Genomic DNA, 14,088 nt, shown 5'->3' on the forward strand with positions numbered 1-14,088 from the left:
GGTCGCATACGAGAAAGGAGACACGATGGACGCAACGGAAAGCATGCGGCGCGACGGTACGGGCGGCAAGCCGGCGCGCACCCGACGCAGGACGCCGGTCGTGCCGATCGCAAGCATACTGATGCTGTCGTGTGCATGGATCGCGACACCCCGCTACGCATCGGCCGAGGAGGGCACTCGTGCGAAGCTTGCGAGCCAGGCGTCGGCCGTCGGGGGCCAGATCCGCGATGCGACGCTCGCGTCCCGCGTCAGGGCCGCGCTCGTCGCCGAACGCGGCCTGGCCTCCGGCGACATCGACGTGCAGGTTCGCGGCCGCGTGGTCGAACTGACGGGCAACGTACCCGACGAGCGGCAACGCGCGACCGCGATCCGCGTCGCGCACGACGTCAGCGGTGTGAGCGGTGTGCACGACAAGCTGCAGATCCGCCGGAAGTAACGTGATGCGCGGGCCGGCGCCGGGCCGGTCGGGTGTCGCGCGCCCGCAGCCCTGCGCGTCACCGGGCAGGAGGTTCGACATGAACACCCTCATCGCGGGCCGTTTCTCGCGGCTCGAGCAGGGGGAGCGAGTTGCGCGGCCACGTGATGCATTGGGACGACGTGAAGGTCTTCTTTCTCAATCCGCCCGGACAGCACGCGCTGTTCTGGCTCGGCGGCGACGTCTATGCGGACTCCGCCGCGCGGCCGGCCCGCTCCGTTGCCCGATACGGAGGCCCGGATGACGAAAACGAACCGGATAAAGCAACGCAGGGGTCGGCCGGCGGCAATCGTACTGACTGCCACCGCCGGCGCGCTGACGTTCGCGCTCTCGCACGCGCAGGCGCCGCCCGCTTCGTCCGCGCAGGTCGCGCCGGGCGTCATTCGTCCCGGCCCGACCGCCGACGAGGCCGGCATGACGCAGCGGCCGACCGGCATCGACGCCGAGTTCGTCGACAAGGCAGGCATGATCGGGAAGGTGGAACGGCAAGCTGGCCAGCTCGCGCTCGATCGCTCGTCGAACGCAGACGTGAAGGCCTTCGCCCGCCGGATGGTCGACGATCACGCCCGTATCGTGAACGAATTGCGGCACATCGGTGCGCAAAAGGGCGTGCCGGTCCAGACGCGGATGCTGGTCGATCCGGCGGTGACGGCATTACGAGCGAAGGACGGGCGTGCGTTCGATACGGCGTATGTGGCGCTGGCGGGGCCACGCGCGCACGAAGCGGCGGTCCGGCTTTACGAAACCGAGGCGAAAGAGGGCCGCGACCCGCAGCTTCGCGCCTTCGCGGCCCGCACGCTGCCGACGCTGAATGCGCACCTGAGCGCCGCGCGGCAACTCGCGAAAACGGTGGCCGCCGCCCAGTGACCCACGCAGTGATCCGCTTTCCGGCCGCCAGGCTTCAGTGCTGCCGCGTGCCGTCTTCGGGGCCGCCCGGCGATGCCTCGTACGGCGGCGAATCGAGGGCCGTTTCGCCTTCCTCGATCAGCCAGTACGGCGAACGGCCGTAGTACGCATGCAGCGCTTCGGCCCATTCGGGGTCGGCCATCGTCGGCCACCGGCTCTTGTCGAAGCCGGGCGCCTCGCGCACACGCGCGGTGTCGACCGGCAGCACGAAGCATTGGCGCTCGGCATCGAGGACGAGCGCGCTCCATGGCACCGCGAGCAGCTTGTCGCCGATCCCGAGCAGGCCGCCCGACGACACGACCGCGTAAGCGATTCGTCCGGCGCGCACGTCGAGCATGATGTGAGCGACCTTGCCGATGTCGTCGCCGTCCATCGTCAACACGCGATCGCCTTCGAGCGTGCGCGCGGCCATCACGTCGGGCCCCGGCCCGCCGGCGGCTGGGCGCGGATTCGCGCCGCCGATGCGCGCGGCGTTGCGCGACGGTTTGTCCGTTGTCATCGAAAACCTCCTGGTCGAAGCGGCAACCCGGCCCGCGCGCAAATTCATTGCGCGGGTATTGCGCCGGGGCAGCAGGCCGCGCGGAATGATGGGGACGCCGGTCAGCGGCGGCGCGGCAACGATACGTCTTCGAGCGTATTGGCCAGCTCGTCGCGCGCCGGGCCGCCCGCGCGCGTCGCGATGTCGCCGAGCGACACCATGCCGACCAGCTTCAGATTGCGGTCGAGCACCGGCAAACGGTGCAACTGGACGTCGGCCATCCGCTGCTGGACATCGCCGACGCCGTCGTCCTCGACGCACCATTGCACGGGTCTGGATGCGATCGCCTGCACGGGCGTATCGGGCGAATGACCGTGCGACAGTGCCCGCACCGCGAGGTCGCGATCGGTCACGATCGCGACGAGTTCGGTGCCGTCGCAAACCGGCAGCACGCCGATATCGAAGCGCTGCATCAATTCGGCTGCATGGCGAATCGTGTCGGTCGGCGCGACGCATACGACGTCGCGCGACATGATTTCGTTGACGCGATACATGAACGCCTCCTTCGTGAGCGGGACGATACGGGAGCACCGCGCGTGCCGCGCGCGATGCGCGCACGCCGGGCCCCAGGGCCTGTTCACGCTAGTAACGGGCTTGCGCCGGACAGCCAGCGACGGAGAAATTTGCCAGCCTGCTTGTACATCTTCCACGGCGGCAGCCGCGGCCGTGGACGCGGGACGTCAGTGGCCGATGCCCGTCATCGAGACAATCACCAGGACCACCGCGCTTTCGATCGCGGCCAGCGCCGCGACGCCGGCCGCGCCGCTTATTTCATGCCATCTGCGTTCAAGGACTTTCATCAGATTGCTCCTGATTGGGCCGGCGCGCGGGTGCACGGTCATGCACCGCGCGCCGGCTGCCGCCGTCAGCCGTGATCGCGGGGCGGGGAAGGGGGGACGTGCGGCGCGCGACGTTCGTGCTTGCCGGACGGCTTGGCGGGGTCGATACGCGTCGCACCGCCGACGGCGGGCGGGTCGCTGGCCGGGAACGTCTCCTCGAGCCCTTCGTCGATGCGCTCCTCCGTCTTGTCTTCGGACGGCGGACGCGACGTGGCGAGCCGGAGCAGTCCGGCAGCCGGTGACACGGCGTCGCGGCGGCGGGGGGCGTGAACGGTCATGGTCGAACCTCCTTGTCGATGAGAAGGCGCAAGCGCCGTACCCGCGCCAGCCGCGGCACGGCGTTTGCAAGCCGGCGAGAACCGGCCGGGCATGCGGGTACGACGCGCACGCGTCCGGTATGGACGAGAGGACATCGTGATGAATGCAGTCAAGAAAAGGATACGTTACGACGCGAACGTATGCGGCGGCGATTTCGGCCACGTGCGAGAGCGTTTCGATACGTGGAAGCGCGAATCGCGGGTCTATCGGCCGGAGCGGCGCATGTTCGACGGCAAGGACGAGGTACGTGAACTGAACGACACCGTCTACGACGGGCCGGAGCGCGCGCAGCAGGCGCTCGTCGCGCAATGCGAACCGTCCGACCCGTTCGCGCTCGCCGTGCAACTGACCGCCGAGGGGCGCACGATGTGGCTCGTCATGGCGGCTTACGGCGACTGAACCCAACGGCCAACGGTCTCGGCGTGATAGCGGGCACGGCGCTTGCGAGGGCTCGCCTCGCCATCGAGATGCGCGCGCCGTCGCGCAGGAGTGACATGAAGACGCCATTCACGCTGCACCGTCCCGAACCGACGACACCCGACGTCGACCCGGACCCGCCGCCGCCCGGACATGACGACCCGGTCGATCCGCCCGTGCCCGACGGGCTGCCGCAGGGCGATCCGCCGTCGAACCCGCCGCCGATACGGATGCCGGGCGGGGGCAGTGCGCCACCACCGGCCGCGCGAACCTAGAAAAGGAGGACCGTCATGGACATTCACGTGCAATCACCCGACAAGCGCGCGATCGCTCAGGTACTGGGCCGCTATTTCGAATCGCGTTCGCTGCACTATCACATCGAGGAATTGCCGGGCGGCGTGCTGCAGATCGGCTTTCGCGCCAGTGGCCGCCCGGTCGCCGTCACCGTTTCGTTCGACGATGCCGCGTACGACACCTACACGCACTGGGACGCGAGCCAGAAGCAGCTCGCGCTCGGCCGGCTCGCCGACGGCTTCTCGCGGATGATGTCGACGCGCAGTCCCGCCGCGCTCGCCGGCGACTATCACGTCGAGCGTTTCTGATTCCGCAATCATCCGCCGGCGCATGCCGGATTCCGGCAAAGTGCCCGTGTAGAACGGGCGCTTTGCGTCTGCGCGCGTGTCGCGTAGGATGTCCGTTAATTCAGCGCACGCTACGTTCGCGCAGCAGGCTGCGGGCTGTTGCAGCCGATGAAGCGCGACGCGCTTTCCTTCAGGTTCGTTTCGCGCAACCGACGGAGACCACCTTGGCCACTGTTGCTCGCTTGTTGCTGTCCCCCGGCGCACGCCGGCTCGTATCCGGCCTGTCGGCATTCGCGGCGCTCGCCGCCGCCGGCGCCCGCGACGCGTCGGCCCAGACGCCTTCGCCGCTCGGCGAATGGCAATACACGGCGGGCGTACCGCTCCAGAAACTCTTCGATCCGACTATCCCCACCTGGCAGGTCAGTGTCGGCGCCGCGATGACGCTGCAGCCGCGCTACGCGGGCTCCGACCGCTATCGCGTGATGGGCGGCCCGAATTTCGATATCCGCTATCGCGACCTGTTCTTCCTGTCGACCGGCGAGGGGCTCGGCGCGAACGTGCTGCGCGGGCCGAACTGGCGCGTGAGTTTGTCGGTCGGCTATGACCTCGGGCGCCGCTCGGCCGACGATCTCGGCCACCTGAACGGCCTCGACAACATCAACGCGGCGCCCGTGATGAAGCTCGCGGCCGACTACGTGGTCTCGAAGGATTTCCCGCTCGTGCTGCGCGCGGACGTCCGGCGCAGCATCGGCGGGTCGAACGGCTGGACCGGCGATTTCTCCGCGTACATGCCGATGCCCGGCAGCAACGAGCACTTCTTCTGGTTCGCGGGGCCGACCGTGTCGTTCGCCGACTCCCGCTACATGAACAGCTGGTTCGGCGTGAACCAGGGGGCCGCCGCCCGCTCGGGGCTGCCGGCCTATTCGTCGGGGGCCGGGATCAAGTCGGCCGGCCTCGGCGTGACGATGGTGTGGTTCGTGAACAAGCACTGGTTCGTCACGATGGACGGCGCGATCGAGCAGCTCGTCGGCCGCGCGCGGCGCAGCCCGATCACGCAGCAGTCGACCAACGGCGTGTTCGACATGTCGGTGAATTACCAGTTCTGACCGGGCCGGGCAGCGGAAGGGCGATGCCGCGTGCGGCATTGCCCGTCACATTTGATATGATTGCGACCTGTACAAACGTACAGTGATCGATTCCCGTGACGCCTGCCTCGCCGACGCCTCCGGCGTTTTACTACCTGACCAATTTCGAACGCGCGCTGGCCTGGCTCGGCGAGCGTTACGACGACCTGTTCGACGCGCACGAGCACGCGTTCGTCCGGCAGTTCGCGACACTGCCGCAGGCGTCGCGCGCGCTGCTCGTGCGGATGCTGATGCGCAACGGGTCCGATTTCCGCGCGAGCAAGCTCGTGTACGACGAGATCGGCTGCACGCTCGACGCCGCCGCGCCGCTCGTCGTGCTCGGCTGGGTCGATCCGGCGCCGGCGCTCACGCTCGACGAGCTGTTCGCGCTGTCGACCAAGGCCGATCTGCTGCGCATCTTCCCGTCGCTCGCCGCGCATGCGGGCGAGCGCAAGGCCGACTGGCTCGACCGGCTGCGGCCCGCGCACGACGTCGCGCAACCGCTCGACGCCTGGTGCGCACAGTCCGGCGACCGGGTGCTGCGCGTGACGGTCGGCGCGCTGTGCGACCGGCTGCGGCTGATGTTCTTCGGCAATCTGCATCAGGACTGGAGCGAATTCGTGCTCGCCGATCTCGGCGTGTTCCAGTACGAAAGCGTGCCGATCGCGCCATCGTCGCGCGCGTTCCAGCAGCGCGGCGACGTCGACGCGTATCTCGCGCTGCAGATGTGCCGCGACGCGCTCGATGCATGGCCCGACGATTTGCCGTTCGACGACCTGATCCGCGCGCTGGACGCAGTCGACTGCGCACAGCCGTGGCTCGCGACGCGCCGTGCGAAGCTGCTGTTCGCGCTCGGCCAGGCGTGCGAACGCCGCGCCGACTGGTGCGCCGCACTCGACGCTTACGCGCGCAGCGCATGGCCCGGCAGCCGCCACCGGCGCATCCGCGTACTGGAACGCTGCGGGCGCGACGACGACGCGCTCGCACTGGCGCTCGACGCACGCGGCGGCTTCGAGAGCGACGAGGAGCGTCAGCGTGTCGAGCGCATGCTGCCGCGCCTGCTGCGCCGCGCCGGCCAGCGGGTCGAACGCGCGGCCGCCGCCGCGGACGTACCGCGAGAGACGCTCGTGCTCGCGCGTCCCGACGCGTCCGTCAGCGTCGAATTCGCGGTGCGCGACCATCTCGCGCAGCCGGCGTCGCCGGTCCACTACGTCGAAAACACGCTGATCAATTCGCTGTTCGGGCTGCTGTGCTGGGAGCCCGTGTTCGCGGCCGTGCCCGGCGCGTTCTTTCACCCGTTCCAGCGCGGCCCGGCCGACCTGCACGCACCCGATTTCGCCGTGCGCCGCGCGGCGACCTTCGACGCATGCTTCGCGCAGCTCGATTCGGGCGCGTACCGCGACACGATCCGCCGGCATTTCGCGACGAAGGCCGGGCTGCAATCGCCGTTCGTGTTCTGGGGCGTGCTGACCGACGCGCTGCTCGACGAAGCGCTTGCCTGCCTGCCGCCCGAGCACCTGCGGTTGTGGTTCACGCGCCTGCTCGCGGATATCCGCAGCAACCGGTCCGGCCTGCCCGACCTCGTCCGCTTCTGGCCCGACGAACGCCGCTACGAGCTGATCGAGGTGAAAGGCCCCGGCGACCGGCTGCAGGACAACCAGACGCGCTGGCTCGCCTACTGCCTCGCGCACCGCATGCCGGTGCGCGTCGTCGATGTCGAGTGGGCCGGCGAGAGCGTAGCGCACGCCGAGGCGGCGGGGTTGTCCGCATGAGTTACGTCGTCGCGGTGCGGGCGATGTGCGAGTTCACCGCGCGACGCGGCGATCTCGACCTGCGCTTCACGCCCGCACCGACCGCGCTCGAAGGCATCGCCGGCCACGGCGCGGTCACGTCGAAGCGCGGCGCGCGCTACGAAACCGAGATCGCGCTGACGGGGACGTGGGGCACGCTCACCGTGCGCGGACGCGCGGACGGCTACGATCCCGTGGCGAACCGGCTCGAGGAAATCAAGACCTATCGCGGCAGCCTCGACGCGATGCCGGCCAACCATCGCGCGCTGCACTGGGCGCAGGCGAAGGTCTATGCGCACCTGATGTGCGACGCGCGCGGCCTCAAGGAAATCGACGTCGCGCTCGTGTATTTCGACATCGTGTCCGAGCGCGAGACGGTGCTGACGGAAACGCTGGACGCCGGCACGCTCGCGACGTTCTTCGCCGAGCAGTGCGCGTGCTTCGTCGGCTGGGCCGAACGCGAGACGGCTCACCGCGCCGCGCGCGACGCGGCGCTGCGCGCGCTCGCGTTTCCGCACGGGCAGTTCCGCAGCGGCCAGCGCGAACTGGCGGTGGCCGTCTATCGCGCGGCACGCGACGAGCACTGCCTGATGGCGCAGGCGCCGACCGGCATCGGCAAGACGGTCGGCACCGTGTTCCCGCTGCTGAAGGCATGCGGCGAGGGCGAGCTCGACCACGTGTTTTTCCTGACCGCGAAAACGCCCGGCCGCGCGCTCGCGCTCGAAGCGGCGACGACGCTCGGCGCCGGCACGCCCGCGCTGCCGCTGCGGGTGCTGGAACTCGTCGCGCGCGACAAGGTGTGCGAGCATCCGGACCTCGCGTGCCACGGCGAATCGTGCCCGCTCGCGAAAGGTTTCTACGACCGGCTGCCGGCCGCGCGCGATGCGGCGATCAAGGCCGGGCTGCTCGATCGCGACACCGTGCGCACCGCCGCGCTCGCGCACGACGTCTGTCCGTACTATCTGGCGCAGGAGCTTGCGCGCTGGTCGGACATGATGATCGGCGACTACAACTACTACTACGACGGCAGCGCGATGCTGCACACGCTCGCGCAGCAGAACCAGTGGCGCGTCGGCGTGCTCGTCGACGAAGCGCACAACCTGCTCGACCGCGCCCGCAAGATGTACAGCGCGTCGCTCGATCCGTTCGCGTTCACGGCCGCGCGCGAAGCCGCGCCCGCGGCGCTGCGCAAGGCCTTCGACCGGCTCGCCCGCGCGTGGGGCACGCTCAATCGCGCGCAGGCCGAGCGCTATGCGGCCTATCCCGAGGTGCCGGGCCCGATCGTGTCGGCCGTGCAAAACCTCGTCGCGGCGATCGGCGAACACCTGACCGACGCGCCGCGCGCGAACGGCGACGCGCTGCTGCGCTTTCATTTCGAGGCGATCCAGTTCGGCGTGCTGGCCGAAGCGTTCGACAGCGCGTCGATCTTCGACGCGACGCTGCATGGCGAACCGATGCCGCGCCAGCCCGCGCTCGACGGCGTCGCGACGGCCGGCCGCCGGCGCCGCGTCCAGTCGACGCTGTGCGTGCGCAACGTGATCCCGGCCGCTTTCCTGGCGCCGCGCTACGAAGCCGCGCGCGCGACCGTGCTGTTCTCGGGCACGCTGAGCCCGTTCCATTTCTACCGCGACACGCTGGGGCTGCCCGGCGATACGGGTTGGCTCGACGTCGACGGACCGTTCCGCGCCGAACAGCTGACGGTGCGCGTCGCGAGCCACGTGTCGACGCGCTGGCGGGACCGCGATCGCTCGCTCGAGCCGATCGCCGACCTGATCGCCGCACAATACGCGGCGCGCCCCGGCAACTATCTCGGCTTCCTGAGCAGCTTCGACTACCTCGGGCGCGTGGTCGCGCTGATGCAGACCCGCCATCCGGACGTCCCCGTGTGGGCGCAGGCGCCCGGCATGGCCGAAAGCGAGCGCGACGCGTTTCTCGCGCGCTTCGACGCGGGCGGACGCGGCGTCGGTTTCGCGGTGCTGGGCGGGGCGTTCTCGGAAGGCGTCGACCTGGTCGGCGAGCGGCTGATCGGCGCGTTCATCGCGACGCTGGGGCTGCCGCAGGTCAACGACGTCAACGAGCAGATGCGGCGCGCGATGGACGCGCGCTTCGGCAACGGTTACGACTACATGTACCTGTATCCCGGGCTGCAGAAGGTCGTGCAGGCAGCCGGGCGCGTGATCCGCACCGAGCACGACGAGGGCGTCGTGCATCTGATCGACGACCGTTACCGACGGCGCGAAGTGCGCAACCTGCTGCCGCGGTGGTGGCGGATCGGGTGACGGCGGCGGCGCCGGTCGCTACAGCACGTTGAGCATCGCGAGCGCGGCTTCCTGGAGATGCGGCAGCACGCGCCGCACGGCCGCGTCGGCCGTCTCCGCGCCGATCGGCATGTTCGTGCTCAGCGCGGCGACGACTTCGCCGTGACGGTTCTTCAGCGGCACCGCGATCCCGCGTACGCCGACCTGCAGTTGCTGCTCGATCGCCGCGTAGCCGGCGTCGCGCGCCTGGTCGACCTGTTCGAGCAGCCGCGCCTTGTTGGTGATCGTGTGCGGCGTGAACGGCGGCAGCTCGGTCTCGTCGAGCCACGCGCGCACGGCTTCGCGATCCGGATGATGGGCGAGCAGCACGACACCCGGCGACGTCAGCGGCGCCGGCACGCGCGCGCCGAGCACGAAGCCCGTCGTCATCACGCGCGACACGCCGTTGCGGGCGATGAACACGAGCTCCCAGCCGTCGAGCACGCTGACGTACGCCGATTCGTTCAGCGACGCGCTCAGTTGCTGCAGGTAAGGCTGGACCGTGCGCGGCAGCCGCGCCGAATCGAAGTACGACCAGCCGACCCGCAGCACGCGCGGCGTGAGACCGTACAGCTTGCCGTCGGTGTACACGTAGCCGAGCGACTCGAGCGTCAGCAGGTAGCGCCGCGCGGCCGTGCGCGTGAGGCCGGTGCGCGCGGCGGCCTGCGTGGGCGTCATGCGCGCGTGCTGGCTGTCGAATGCCTCCAGGATCATCAGGCCTTTTTCGAGGCCGGCAATCCAGTCGCGTCGGTCGAGTTCAGGCTTTTTCGTCATCACGGGTGAGCAGTGGCGCGCGGTGTTCGCGCAGGAGTGGGCGATTATCGCGCGAGTCGGGGGGTAACGGGAGATCGGTTGATCCGCCATCCTTGCCCGTTGGATACGAGCAGATATAGAGTCGGCGACATCTATTCAAGGAGGTCGTATGCGGGTTGCAAAGTGGGGAAATAGCCTGGCCGTGCGCCTTCCGGCCGGTCTGGTTGACGAGTTGGGGCTGCGTGAGGGTGACGAAGTCGAAATCGTCGTTCACCGTGGCGGTGCTTTGGCCGAGAGCCGCAACGCGAGCCCCGAGGCGCTTCTGCTGCCGTTGAGGCGTTTCAGAGGCAAGCTGCCGGGCGATTTCAGGTTCAGGCGGAACGACGCAAACGAGTCGGATTGAGTCGACCCATTCAAGCGCCGGAACGCAACTGCGGCGCGGTCCAGCTTACTTGTGTTTGTGGCACAGCGCGGCAATACGCCATCGCGCGCCGGTCACGCACCACTGCTCGACGAAATCGAAGCGGGAATCGATTGCCGGGTTGATCCGTACCGACCCGATGCCCGTTATCGTCGCCCATTGTCCGCGCGTGACGATTTGCATGGTTTCGTCCCGATATGCGATATCCAGTCTGTCCGATGCGCGTTCGGCCGCTACGACGCGCATTCGCGCAAGAAATTGCGCCTTCGTGCGAATGCGAGCGTCGTGCTGGACAAAGAAGTGCGGGCTTGCGACGAAATCGAGTTGTTCGACGTCGGCGTGACGATACGCATCGATCCAGACGTCGCGCATCTGCGCCAGGGTGAACCGGGGTTCCATAGACTGTGCATTTCCTGCTGGAGCGCGGGTGCGCGGTTTTTGGCGGTATCCGCCAGGTCAGGAAGGCAGCCTGTGGCCGGGCTCACGTTTCGGCAATTGGACAAGTCTGAATCTGGTTTTCCGCGAGCGGGAAAAAGCCGGCGGGGCGCGGGAGTAGACGTCCCGATGACGCATCGTCGGGCTGGCGCCGACTGCGGGAAGAGGCGTGAAGCAGCACGCAGTATGCTGACGTGAACAGAGGGCAGCCGATGGCAGAACGCTGCGCGGCCGCCCATAGAGGCGGCCGATACGGCATGAAAAGCGAAGAAACCGGATGCGACGCGACCGTTACGCGCGCCGCATCCGTCATGACCTTACTCGCTGCTCGTCCACTCGACGTTCGCGCCGACCGAACGCAGGTTCTCGACGAAATGGGGATGCGCGCGGCGGATCGGCAGCGCGTTCATGATTTCCGAGCGGCCTTCGATGCTCGCGGCCACCATCAGCAGCGCGATCGCGACGCGAATGATGTACGGGCTCTCGACGCGCGCCGGCGTCAATTGCAGCCCGCCGAACGTGATCAACCGGTGCGGGTCGGACAGCAGCACGTGCGCGCCGAACTTCGACAGTTCGCCGGACCAGCCGAGCGCGCCGTCGTAGACCTTGTTCCAGAACATCGCGCTACCTTCCGCGCGCACGCCGAGCGCGATGAAGATCGGCAGCAGGTCGACCGGCAGGTACGGCCACGGCGCGGCTTCGACCTTGGTCAGGATGTTCTGCGTGAACGGCCGGCGCACGCGCAGCGGGCCGTCGCGTTCCGCGCGTGACCAGCCGTCGCGGTGCGTGACGGTGACGCCGAATTTCGCGAACGTGCGGTCGATCAGCGGGAAATGCTCGGGTGACGAATTGCGCACCGTGATGTCGCCGCCCGTGATCGCGCCGAGCGCGAGGAACGTCGCGATTTCATGGAAATCCTCGGCGAAGCGGAACTCGCCGCCACCGAGCTTGCCGCCGCCCGTCACGCAAAGCCGCGACGTGCCGATGCCCTCGATCGCGACGCCGATCATCGCGAGGAACTGGCAGAACTCCTGCACGTGCGGCTCGGATGCCGCGTTCATCAGCGTGGACGTGCCGCCCGCGGCCGTCGCGCACAGCGCGAAGTTCTCGGTGGTCGTCACCGATGCGTAGTCGAACCAGTGATCGTTGGCCGTCAGCGGCCCGTCGGTACGGACGATCAGCGAATCGGGCGTGCGCTCGATGTGTGCGCCGAAACGTTCGAACACCTCGACGTGCGGATCGATCTCGCGCACGCCGAGCGTACAGCCTTTCACGTCGTTCTCGAGGCGCGCGACGCCGAAGCGCGCGAGCAGCGGCGGAATCAGCATGATCGACGAACGCATCGCCTCGGGCAGCCGATGGACGGCCGGATCGAACTTCGTGTTGCGATGGTGAAGCTCGAGCAGACCCGTCGTGAAATCGACCGACACGTCGCTGCCGAGCGTGCGGAAGATGTCGAGGATCTTGCGCACGTCGGTGATGTCCGGCACGCCGACGAGTCGCAGCGGCTGATCGGTCAACAGGGTGGCGCACAGAATCGGCAGGACGGCGTTCTTGTTCGCGGACGGCTTGATGTCCCCGCGCAGCGGAGTGCCGCCGTGGACGATGAGATTCGACATGATATGGGGGCGTATCGGTGACTGACGTAGGCCCATATGATGCCATTGGTCGGCACGCGGCGTGGAATGTTCAGAGGGGGAAAAGGGGAATCGGCGCGCGTAACTGACAGTGTTTGACGTCGCGCCCGCGATGCAGCAGGTCGAATGCGGCCGGCATGGCTGAATGACCGGCCGCGTGGCCGGCCGCGAATCGGGCCGGCCATCCGGTCAGGCCGTCATTGCGCCGCCCGCATCCGCGCCGCGACCACCAGCGAGATCAGGCAGCCGACCGCCAGATAGCCGGCGACGAGGTGCCACGAACCGCCGGCCACGCTGACGAGGCCGACCGCGATGAACGGCGTGAACCCGCCGCCGACGACGCTCGCGAACTGGTAGCCGACGCCCGCGCCGCTGTAGCGGTATTCGGCGCCGAACAGTTCGGTGAACAGCGGCTGCTGGACGCTCACGACCATGTCGTGCGCGGCGTTCGCCAGCAGGATCGAGAAGATCACGATCCACGCGATCGAGCGCGACTCCAGCGCGACGAAGAACGGCACCGCGGATGCGAGGCCGATCAGCGCGCCGATCAGGTAGATGCGGCGCAGCCCGTAGCGGTCGGCCAGCCACGCGAAGCAGGGGATCGTCACGCAGCTCACCGCGCCCACCAGCAGGCCGATGTTCAGGAACAGGTCGCGCGACATGCCGAGGTTGGTCGTCGAATAGCTGAGCGCGAACGCGGTGACGATATACATCGTGAACAGTTCGGCGAGCCGCAGCGCGACGATCAGCAGGAACGCCTTCGGGTGGCGCGTCAGCGCTTCCAGCACCGGCAGGCGCAGCTTGCGGTTGCCGTGCTCGACCTTCTCGACGAACTCCTGCGATTCGTCCATGTTCTTGCGCACCCACAGCCCGATCAGCACCAGCACGATGCTGAACACGAACGGCAGGCGCCAGCCCCACGACTTGAACGCGGCCTCGCCGAGCGTATGGCTCAGGATCGAGACGATGCCGGTGGCCAGCACGAGCCCGACGCCGTAGCCGACCTGCACGCCGCTGCTGTAGAACGCCTTCTTCTGCTTCGGCGCGCTCTCGACGGCCATCAGCGCCGCGCCGCCCCATTCGCCGCCGACCGCGAACCCCTGGATCGCGCGCATCAGCACCAGCAGCACGGGCGCCCACCAGCCGATCGTCGAGAACCCCGGCAGCAGGCCGATCGCGACCGTCGACAGCCCCATCAGCATCACGGTCAGCACGAGCATCCGCTTGCGGCCGAGCCGGTCGCCGTAGTGGCCGAACACGATGCCGCCGAGCGGCCGGAACAGGAAGCCGACGCCGAAGGTGGCGAACGCCGCGAGCGTGCCCATCGTCGGGCTGACTTTCGGGAAAAACTCGGAATTGAACACCAGCGCGGCGACGATCCCGTACAGCAGGAAGTCGTACCAGTCGACGACGGCGCCGACGAAGCTGCCGATCGCGGCCTTGCGGGCCTGGCTGCGTGCACGGGCGCCGGCGGCGGCGTCGAGGGTGTCGAAGGTGGGGGTCATGGCGATGTCTCCTGGCACGGCGCATCGTGGAATCGTGGCGGCGCCGCGTCCG

At 68.6% G+C, this 14,088-nt stretch carries 17 protein-coding genes; 9 read left to right on the forward strand and 8 right to left on the reverse strand.

The window, feature by feature from the left end:
• Positions 1-25: 25 nt before the first annotated feature.
• Positions 26-436: a BON domain-containing protein gene (locus HWW87_RS29295; RefSeq protein WP_175823228.1), complete on the forward strand. Its 411-nt coding sequence runs from the start codon at positions 26-28 to the stop codon at positions 434-436.
• Between the two features lie 279 nt (positions 437-715).
• A complete protein-coding gene (locus HWW87_RS29300) occupies positions 716-1,342 on the forward strand; it encodes a DUF4142 domain-containing protein (RefSeq protein ID WP_175823229.1) in 627 nt (208 codons plus the stop codon).
• A 34-nt stretch (positions 1,343-1,376) separates the two neighbouring features.
• Here HWW87_RS29300 and HWW87_RS29305 read toward each other — a convergent pair whose 3' ends face one another.
• The 4 genes from HWW87_RS29305 to HWW87_RS29320 form a co-directional block, all read right to left on the reverse strand.
• Positions 1,377-1,880 (reverse strand): PRC-barrel domain-containing protein, encoded by a 504-nt coding sequence (locus tag HWW87_RS29305; protein ID WP_175823230.1) that lies wholly within the window; start codon positions 1,878-1,880, stop codon positions 1,377-1,379.
• Between the two features lie 101 nt (positions 1,881-1,981).
• Complete coding sequence (locus tag HWW87_RS29310; RefSeq protein ID WP_175823231.1) at positions 1,982-2,413, reverse strand: CBS domain-containing protein; 432 nt, start codon at positions 2,411-2,413, stop codon at positions 1,982-1,984.
• Positions 2,414-2,599: 186 nt separating this feature from the next.
• Entirely contained in the window at positions 2,600-2,761 is a 162-nt protein-coding gene (locus HWW87_RS29315) for a hypothetical protein (protein WP_175823065.1), read from the reverse strand.
• Between the two features lie 23 nt (positions 2,762-2,784).
• Positions 2,785-3,036, reverse strand: a complete 252-nt coding sequence (locus tag HWW87_RS29320; protein ID WP_175823232.1) for a hypothetical protein — start codon at positions 3,034-3,036, stop codon at positions 2,785-2,787.
• Positions 3,037-3,175: 139 nt separating this feature from the next.
• Here HWW87_RS29320 and HWW87_RS29325 point away from each other — a divergent pair, with 139 nt between their 5' ends.
• The 6 genes from HWW87_RS29325 (at position 3,176) to HWW87_RS29350 (ending at position 9,267) form a co-directional block, all read left to right on the forward strand.
• Positions 3,176-3,475, forward strand: coding sequence for a hypothetical protein (locus tag HWW87_RS29325; protein ID WP_175823233.1), 300 nt, complete (start codon positions 3,176-3,178; stop codon positions 3,473-3,475).
• Positions 3,476-3,570: 95 nt separating this feature from the next.
• On the forward strand, positions 3,571-3,768 hold the full coding sequence (locus tag HWW87_RS29330) for a hypothetical protein (RefSeq protein ID WP_174388259.1): 198 nt from the start codon (positions 3,571-3,573) through the stop codon (positions 3,766-3,768).
• Between the two features lie 15 nt (positions 3,769-3,783).
• Positions 3,784-4,095 (forward strand): hypothetical protein, encoded by a 312-nt coding sequence (locus HWW87_RS29335; RefSeq protein ID WP_006479035.1) that lies wholly within the window; start codon positions 3,784-3,786, stop codon positions 4,093-4,095.
• Positions 4,096-4,298: 203 nt separating this feature from the next.
• The gene (locus HWW87_RS29340) at positions 4,299-5,180 is read left to right on the forward strand and encodes a MipA/OmpV family protein (protein WP_175823234.1); all 882 of its coding nucleotides are present in this window, start codon (positions 4,299-4,301) and stop codon (positions 5,178-5,180) included.
• A 95-nt stretch (positions 5,181-5,275) separates the two neighbouring features.
• Positions 5,276-6,970, forward strand: a complete 1,695-nt coding sequence (locus HWW87_RS29345; RefSeq protein WP_175823235.1) for a VRR-NUC domain-containing protein — start codon at positions 5,276-5,278, stop codon at positions 6,968-6,970.
• Entirely contained in the window at positions 6,967-9,267 is a 2,301-nt protein-coding gene (locus tag HWW87_RS29350) for an ATP-dependent DNA helicase (RefSeq protein WP_175823236.1), read from the forward strand. Before HWW87_RS29345 ends, HWW87_RS29350 begins: the two co-directional genes overlap by 4 nt.
• 18 nt (positions 9,268-9,285) lie before the next feature.
• On the opposite strand, the gene HWW87_RS29355 is transcribed toward HWW87_RS29350, so the two are convergent.
• Positions 9,286-10,059: an IclR family transcriptional regulator C-terminal domain-containing protein gene (locus HWW87_RS29355; protein ID WP_126369857.1), complete on the reverse strand. Its 774-nt coding sequence runs from the start codon at positions 10,057-10,059 to the stop codon at positions 9,286-9,288.
• Between the two features lie 148 nt (positions 10,060-10,207).
• Between HWW87_RS29355 and HWW87_RS29360 the strand changes: the two genes are divergently transcribed.
• Complete coding sequence (locus tag HWW87_RS29360; RefSeq protein WP_175823237.1) at positions 10,208-10,441, forward strand: AbrB/MazE/SpoVT family DNA-binding domain-containing protein; 234 nt, start codon at positions 10,208-10,210, stop codon at positions 10,439-10,441.
• A gap of 45 nt (positions 10,442-10,486) precedes the next feature.
• Here the strand turns inward: HWW87_RS29360 and HWW87_RS29365 are convergent, their stop codons facing one another.
• The 3 genes from HWW87_RS29365 to shiA form a co-directional block, all read right to left on the reverse strand.
• Positions 10,487-10,858 carry a DUF4440 domain-containing protein gene (locus HWW87_RS29365; protein ID WP_175823238.1) on the reverse strand — a complete coding sequence of 124 codons (372 nt, stop codon included), beginning with the start codon at positions 10,856-10,858 and terminating at the stop codon, positions 10,487-10,489.
• Between the two features lie 353 nt (positions 10,859-11,211).
• Complete coding sequence (locus tag HWW87_RS29370; RefSeq protein ID WP_174434282.1) at positions 11,212-12,513, reverse strand: UDP-N-acetylglucosamine 1-carboxyvinyltransferase; 1,302 nt, start codon at positions 12,511-12,513, stop codon at positions 11,212-11,214.
• Between the two features lie 215 nt (positions 12,514-12,728).
• Positions 12,729-14,036: a shikimate transporter gene (shiA, locus tag HWW87_RS29375; RefSeq protein WP_174388252.1), complete on the reverse strand. Its 1,308-nt coding sequence runs from the start codon at positions 14,034-14,036 to the stop codon at positions 12,729-12,731.
• Between the last annotated feature and the right edge of the window lie 52 nt (positions 14,037-14,088).

Origin of the sequence: Burkholderia sp. BCC0419 (assembly GCF_902830285.1) — a bacterium.
In the GTDB taxonomy this organism is placed as follows: domain Bacteria; phylum Pseudomonadota; class Gammaproteobacteria; order Burkholderiales; family Burkholderiaceae; genus Burkholderia.

Excerpts from the sequence above, each read along its gene's own strand:
- HWW87_RS29295 (WP_175823228.1), top strand. The coding sequence starts at position 26 with ATGGACGCAACGGAAAGCATGCGGCGCGACGGTACGGGCGGCAAGCCG.
- HWW87_RS29300 (WP_175823229.1), top strand. The coding sequence starts at position 716 with ATGACGAAAACGAACCGGATAAAGCAACGCAGGGGTCGGCCGGCGGCA.
- HWW87_RS29305 (WP_175823230.1), bottom strand. The coding sequence starts at position 1,880 with ATGACAACGGACAAACCGTCGCGCAACGCCGCGCGCATCGGCGGCGCG.
- HWW87_RS29310 (WP_175823231.1), bottom strand. The coding sequence starts at position 2,413 with ATGTATCGCGTCAACGAAATCATGTCGCGCGACGTCGTATGCGTCGCG.
- HWW87_RS29315 (WP_175823065.1), bottom strand. The coding sequence starts at position 2,761 with ATGACCGTGCACCCGCGCGCCGGCCCAATCAGGAGCAATCTGATGAAA.
- HWW87_RS29320 (WP_175823232.1), bottom strand. The coding sequence starts at position 3,036 with ATGACCGTTCACGCCCCCCGCCGCCGCGACGCCGTGTCACCGGCTGCC.
- HWW87_RS29325 (WP_175823233.1), top strand. The coding sequence starts at position 3,176 with ATGAATGCAGTCAAGAAAAGGATACGTTACGACGCGAACGTATGCGGC.
- HWW87_RS29330 (WP_174388259.1), top strand. The coding sequence starts at position 3,571 with ATGAAGACGCCATTCACGCTGCACCGTCCCGAACCGACGACACCCGAC.
- HWW87_RS29335 (WP_006479035.1), top strand. The coding sequence starts at position 3,784 with ATGGACATTCACGTGCAATCACCCGACAAGCGCGCGATCGCTCAGGTA.
- HWW87_RS29350 (WP_175823236.1), top strand. The coding sequence starts at position 6,967 with ATGAGTTACGTCGTCGCGGTGCGGGCGATGTGCGAGTTCACCGCGCGA.
- HWW87_RS29355 (WP_126369857.1), bottom strand. The coding sequence starts at position 10,059 with ATGACGAAAAAGCCTGAACTCGACCGACGCGACTGGATTGCCGGCCTC.
- HWW87_RS29360 (WP_175823237.1), top strand. The coding sequence starts at position 10,208 with ATGCGGGTTGCAAAGTGGGGAAATAGCCTGGCCGTGCGCCTTCCGGCC.
- HWW87_RS29365 (WP_175823238.1), bottom strand. The coding sequence starts at position 10,858 with ATGGAACCCCGGTTCACCCTGGCGCAGATGCGCGACGTCTGGATCGAT.
- HWW87_RS29370 (WP_174434282.1), bottom strand. The coding sequence starts at position 12,513 with ATGTCGAATCTCATCGTCCACGGCGGCACTCCGCTGCGCGGGGACATC.
- shiA (WP_174388252.1), bottom strand. The coding sequence starts at position 14,036 with ATGACCCCCACCTTCGACACCCTCGACGCCGCCGCCGGCGCCCGTGCA.